Raw genomic sequence first — 4,898 nt, 5'->3', positions numbered from 1 at the left:
GCCCCAGATCAGGGGCAGCGCGGCCTCCAGATCGGCCACTACGGCGTCGATGTAGCGCTGCTCTGGCATTTCGCCCGCGACCTCGTGCGAATTGAAGTCGCAATAAGGGCATTTCTTGAGGCACCAGGGCAGGTGCACGTACAGCGACAGCGGCGGCAACGCGGCCAGCTGCAGCGTGCCGCTGCGCATGTAGTGCTGGATGTCTTGCTGGGCCATAAAAGGAAGAGTGGTTACAGCCAGCGCTCACGCATGAGTTCGATCATTTGCCGTGCGGCCTTGCCGCGGTGGCTGTTGGCGTTTTTTACCTCAACGGGCAACTGTGCAAAGGTTTGGCCGAACTCGGGGATGTACATCACGGGGTCGAAACCGAAGCCGTTGCTGCCGACGGGCGCGGGTGCGATTTCTCCGGCCACGCGGCCTGAGGCAATCAGTGGCTCCGGGTCTTCTGCAGACCGGACCGCCACCAGGGTGCTAACCAGCGCCGCGCGACGCTGGGCGGGCTGCGTCAGGCCGGCCATTTGCTCCAGCAAGGCTTTGACGTTGTTGTCGTCGCCCTTGGCATAGCCAAACTGCGTGGCGTAAAACGCGGTGTCCACGCCGGGCAGGCCGCCAAAGGCATCCACGCACAAACCGGCGTCGTCGGCCAGCGCGGGCAGGCCACTGAGGCGCGACGCCTGGCGGGCTTTGGCAAGTGCGTTTTCCACAAAGGTGCGAAAGGGCTCGTCAGCCTCCGGCAGGCCCAGCTCGGCCTGGCTGACCAGCGTCAGGCCCAGGGGAAGGAGCATGGCCTTGAGCTCGGCGAGTTTGCCCTGGTTGTTCGACGCAAGTACGATTTTCATAAGCAAAAAATGGCTCCAGGCCAATAGGGGTCTGCGCGAGCAGCTATTAATTTGATAGCGACTGTTTCTGCATGCCGACCAGTTCGACGATGCCTTTTTCGGCCAGAACCAGCAGCGCGTCCATTTCCTTGCGCGAGAACGCCGCACCTTCGGCGGTGCCCTGCACTTCCACGTAGTTGCCGGCGCCGGTCATGACGACATTCATGTCGGTGTCGCAGGCGGAGTCTTCGGTGTATTCCAGGTCCAGCAGGGGCGTACCCCGCACGATGCCGACCGAAATTGCCGCGACGTGGTCGATGATGGGGGTTTGCTGGAGCTTGCCGCTGGCCAGCAGGGTATTAACGGCGTCCTGCGCAGCCACAAAAGCGCCGGTGATGCTGGCGGTGCGGGTGCCGCCGTCAGCCTGAATCACGTCGCAATCAAGATGGATGGTGCGCTCGCCGAGTTTCTTCAAGTCAAACACCGCCCGCATCGACCGGCCGATGAGGCGCTGGATTTCCTGGGTGCGGCCGCTTTGCTTGCCGCGGGCGGCTTCGCGGTCTCCGCGGGTGTGCGTGGCGCGGGGCAGCATGCCGTATTCGGCGGTGACCCAGCCTTCGCCGCTGCCCTTTTTGTGGCCGGGCACTTTTTCTTCAACGGAGGCGGTGCAGAGCACCTTGGTGCCGCCGAACTCGATGAGCACCGAGCCTTCGGCGTAGGCCGTGTAGTGGCGGGTGATGCGCACGGGGCGCAGGGCGTCGGCCGCACGCGCGCCGCTTCGTTCAAACTGACTCATGGTGGATGGCTTTCTGGCAAGGCGCCGGATTGAATGGCGGAATTGAGGGGGAACGGAATTGGAATGGAGCGGAAACGGGAGAGGCAAGCGGCGCCGAAGGCGCAGCCACCGAAACGGCTAACCCGGGGTATCAGGCTTTTCTTGCGGCTGAGCGGCGAATGGCTTCGTTGATTTCAGCGATGGAGCGTTCAATGGTCGCTTCGTMAAGGTCGTCCACCACGGTATCCAGCACGCCGGCCTGGATGGTCGAGGCGAAAACGCCGTCCATGATGCTGTCGGTAGACACCCCCCGGGTGGATTCGAAGGCGTCAGGCGTTTCCCACTCCATGGCCAGCACGGTGACGTTGTCGCTGTGTTCGCCGCCGGTACGCAAGGCATTTTCAACCAGGTCGGGGACGGCATCCGAAACCCCTTTGCCGGCCAGCTGGCGGACAATTTCCTCGTCACTCAGGCTGCCCCAGAGACCGTCGGAGCAGAGCAGCAGCTTGTCGCCCTGCTGCAGGGTCACGGGCCCGGCAACGTCAAAAACAGGTTTTGTAGGAGAACCGAGGCAGGTGAACAGGATGTTGCGGTTGATGCGTTCGAGCTTGATGACGCCGGCGCTCTGCTGCTCCAGGTAGGAGTGGTCGCGGGTACGTGTCAGCAGTTCGCCGTCTCGCACCACATACAGGCGTGAATCGCCGCAATGGACCCAAGTGGCTCCGGTGCCCTGCAAAATCGCCGCGACCAGCGTGGTGCGGGGCGTGTCGAGCATGCCTTTTTCGCTGGCGTAGCGAATGATCTGGTGGTGCGCCGCCATCAGCGCGGTGGAAAGAAATTCGGTGGTGTCTTCAATGACAGGGCGCGCTTCTTTCTGGTACAGCGCGGAAATGGTCTGCAGCGCAAGCTGCGCCGCCACTTCGCCTTCAGGATGGCCGCCCATGCCGTCTGCCAGCACAAACAGGCCCGACTCTCGCGTGTAGCAATAGCCCATCCGGTCTTCATTCTTCTCGCGCCCGCCTTTTCGGCTTACCTGAAAGACTGAGAATTTCATTTGAATTTAGTCGCGTAGCCAGTGGCCTTGCGCGCTGTTTTTTTCGTGTCAGACACCATATTGTCAAACTGAAGGCGAACCTTTTCGCTGACGGTGAGTTTGGTGTAACGACGCTCACCTTCCCTGCTCAATTCTTTTTGCAATGCAAATACCGACTGCGGCCGTGACAAGGGGTCAAGGGACATGCACCACTCTACAACTTCAATCAGGTTGTCGGAATACACGCCACGCAAACGGGACAGGGCTAGCGACAAACGGTCTTTTTCAAGGCGCTGCGGCGCGTCATTGGGGGGGTAGCCCTGCATGGTGGCGTAAATGCAGGCACCGATCGCATAGATATCGGTCCAGGGACCCATGGAGGAGTCCCTGCGGTACATCTCGGGGGCAGCAAAGCCCGGGGTGTACATGGGGCGGATGAAGTTGCCTTCCTTGCTCAGCACCTCTCGGGCTGCGCCGAAGTCGATCATGACGGCACGGTTATCGTCGGTAATGAAGATGTTGGCGGGCTTGATGTCCAGGTGGAGCATCTTGTGCTGGTGCACGATGCGCAATCCCCGAAGGATTTCGTCGAAAAGCGAACGGATGGTCGACTCGCGGAAAACCTTCTGCTTTTTCAGCTCACGGGCCGTGATGATGAAATCCTGCAGGGTTCCGCCCTCCAGGTAATTCATGACCATGTAAACGGTCTCGTTTTCACGGAAGAAATTCAGCACACTGACCACGGAGCCGTGTGAAATCTGGGCCAGCGAACGGCCTTCTTCGAAGAAACTTTTGAGTCCCAGACGATACAGCGAGAGCTTTTCAGCCTGGACCTGCGGAAGCAATTCCCCCGGGGCCCGGCCAGCCAGGGACGACGGCAGGTACTCCTTGATGGCGACCTGCTGGCCCTCGTTGTCGACGGCCAAGTAAACTACGCCAAAGCCACCGGCTGAAAGCTTTCGCACAACACGATAGCCACCAATCACGGTGTCGGGCGGCAATGGTGCGGGCTTGACCTTTGACATAATTTGGGATGAGCCAGAATGACTTGGTCAGTCTGGGTCTTGTTCTCTCTCTAGTAAAGCGTATTTTTAAATGTCAGTTTACAGCATGACGGGTTATGCAGCCGTGCAATCGAGCATGGCGCAATCCGCCCCGGAAACTGAATCGGGCGCGGATGCCAGCTCCCGTCTGGGCGTCGAAATACGCTCCGTCAACAGCCGGTTTCTTGATTTGGCGTTTCGCCTGCCCGACGAATTGAGGCAGGCCGAGCCCGCATTGCGCGAATTGCTCACCGGCAAGCTCAAGCGCGGCAAGGTAGAAGTGCGGGTTTCGCTGGAAAGTACCTCGGCCGGCACCCTGCGCGCGCCATCTTCGGCAACCTTGCAACGGCTCGGATCGCTGGAGGACAGCATCAAATCCTGGCTGCCGCAGGCACCCGCACTCAGCGTGGCAGATATTCTGCGGATCGCCACCAATGAGGACAAAAAACCACATGACTACAGCGATGAGCTGCTCAAGCTGGCCAAAAAGGCCTTGAAAGAGCTGATGGCGGCCCGCGAACGCGAAGGCGCCCGGCTGGCCGACATGCTGCTTGACCGCACGGGACAGCTGCGTGCGCTAGCAGCGCTGGCGGTACCCATGGTGCCCAAACTGGTTGAGCAACAGAAAACCCGCTTCCTGGAACGCTGGAAAGAAGCCATGGCGCTGTCGGACGGCGCCACGCTGCCGGAAGTTGCACAGGACCGGGCGCTGACAGAGGCCACAGCCTTTGCCATCCGCATTGACGTCGCGGAAGAAATCACCCGCCTCTCCTCGCACCTGGATGAAATTGACCGCCTTCTGGCAAACGGCGGGGAACTGGGCAAGCGCCTGGATTTCCTGATCCAGGAGCTGCACCGCGAAGCCAATACACTGGGCTCCAAATCGGCGTCCCTCGAGCTGACACGCATTTCTGTCGACATGAAAGTGCTGATAGAGCAGATCCGTGAGCAGGTCCAGAACGTCGAATAGCCCCGCCCCTAGCCTAAAACACCGAAATCACCGCCCAGGACGCATGGACTACCCCGGAAACCTCTTTGTTGTAGCCGCCCCCAGCGGGGCCGGCAAATCCAGCCTGGTCAAAGCCCTTCTTGAACTGGATTCACGCATCCAGCCCGCAGTGTCACACACCACACGCCCTCCGCGCGGCCAGGAAAAGCACGGCAGGGAGTACTTTTTTCTCTCGCCCGAGGACTTTGACGGCATGGTGCTGCGCGACTCCTTCCTGGAA

Annotated in this window: 6 protein-coding genes and 1 pseudogene; 2 read left to right on the top strand and 5 right to left on the bottom strand. The window is 60.5% G+C overall.

Annotated elements, in window-relative coordinates:
* The 5 genes and pseudogenes from AC1D1P_RS14245 to AC1D1P_RS14225 all read right to left on the bottom strand — a co-directional run.
* A pseudogene (locus AC1D1P_RS14245) lies at positions 1-216 on the bottom strand (radical SAM family heme chaperone HemW); the annotation flags it as partial.
* A gap of 14 nt (positions 217-230) precedes the next feature.
* Positions 231-839, bottom strand: a complete 609-nt coding sequence (rdgB, locus tag AC1D1P_RS14240) for an RdgB/HAM1 family non-canonical purine NTP pyrophosphatase (RefSeq protein WP_477668269.1) — start codon at positions 837-839, stop codon at positions 231-233.
* Between the two features lie 46 nt (positions 840-885).
* On the bottom strand, positions 886-1,614 hold the full coding sequence (gene rph, locus AC1D1P_RS14235) for a ribonuclease PH (protein ID WP_477668270.1): 729 nt from the start codon (positions 1,612-1,614) through the stop codon (positions 886-888).
* 130 nt (positions 1,615-1,744) lie between these two features.
* Positions 1,745-2,647 (bottom strand): PP2C family protein-serine/threonine phosphatase, encoded by a 903-nt coding sequence (locus tag AC1D1P_RS14230; RefSeq protein ID WP_477673436.1) that lies wholly within the window; start codon positions 2,645-2,647, stop codon positions 1,745-1,747.
* Positions 2,644-3,651 (bottom strand): serine/threonine protein kinase, encoded by a 1,008-nt coding sequence (locus AC1D1P_RS14225; protein WP_457282180.1) that lies wholly within the window; start codon positions 3,649-3,651, stop codon positions 2,644-2,646. Before AC1D1P_RS14225 ends, AC1D1P_RS14230 begins: the two co-directional genes overlap by 4 nt.
* 70 nt (positions 3,652-3,721) lie before the next feature.
* Between AC1D1P_RS14225 and AC1D1P_RS14220 the strand changes: the two genes are divergently transcribed.
* Positions 3,722-4,639: a YicC/YloC family endoribonuclease gene (locus tag AC1D1P_RS14220; RefSeq protein ID WP_477668271.1), complete on the top strand. Its 918-nt coding sequence runs from the start codon at positions 3,722-3,724 to the stop codon at positions 4,637-4,639.
* 43 nt (positions 4,640-4,682) lie between these two features.
* Positions 4,683-4,898 (top strand): nucleoside/nucleotide kinase family protein (locus AC1D1P_RS14215; RefSeq protein WP_477673435.1); only part of this gene is annotated, 216 nt, incomplete at its 3' end.

The sequence above is a fragment of the Polaromonas sp. P1_E1_2 genome (assembly GCF_056406035.1).
This window is presented reverse-complemented; position numbering and strand designations above follow the sequence as displayed.

What these genes read in the sequence shown, in the direction of transcription:
- AC1D1P_RS14225 (WP_457282180.1), bottom strand. Translation starts at nt 3,651, where the DNA reads ATGTCAAAGGTCAAGCCCGCACCATTGCCGCCCGACACCGTGATTGGT.
- AC1D1P_RS14220 (WP_477668271.1), top strand. Translation starts at nt 3,722, where the DNA reads ATGTCAGTTTACAGCATGACGGGTTATGCAGCCGTGCAATCGAGCATG.
- rph (WP_477668270.1), bottom strand. Translation starts at nt 1,614, where the DNA reads ATGAGTCAGTTTGAACGAAGCGGCGCGCGTGCGGCCGACGCCCTGCGC.
- rdgB (WP_477668269.1), bottom strand. Translation starts at nt 839, where the DNA reads ATGAAAATCGTACTTGCGTCGAACAACCAGGGCAAACTCGCCGAGCTC.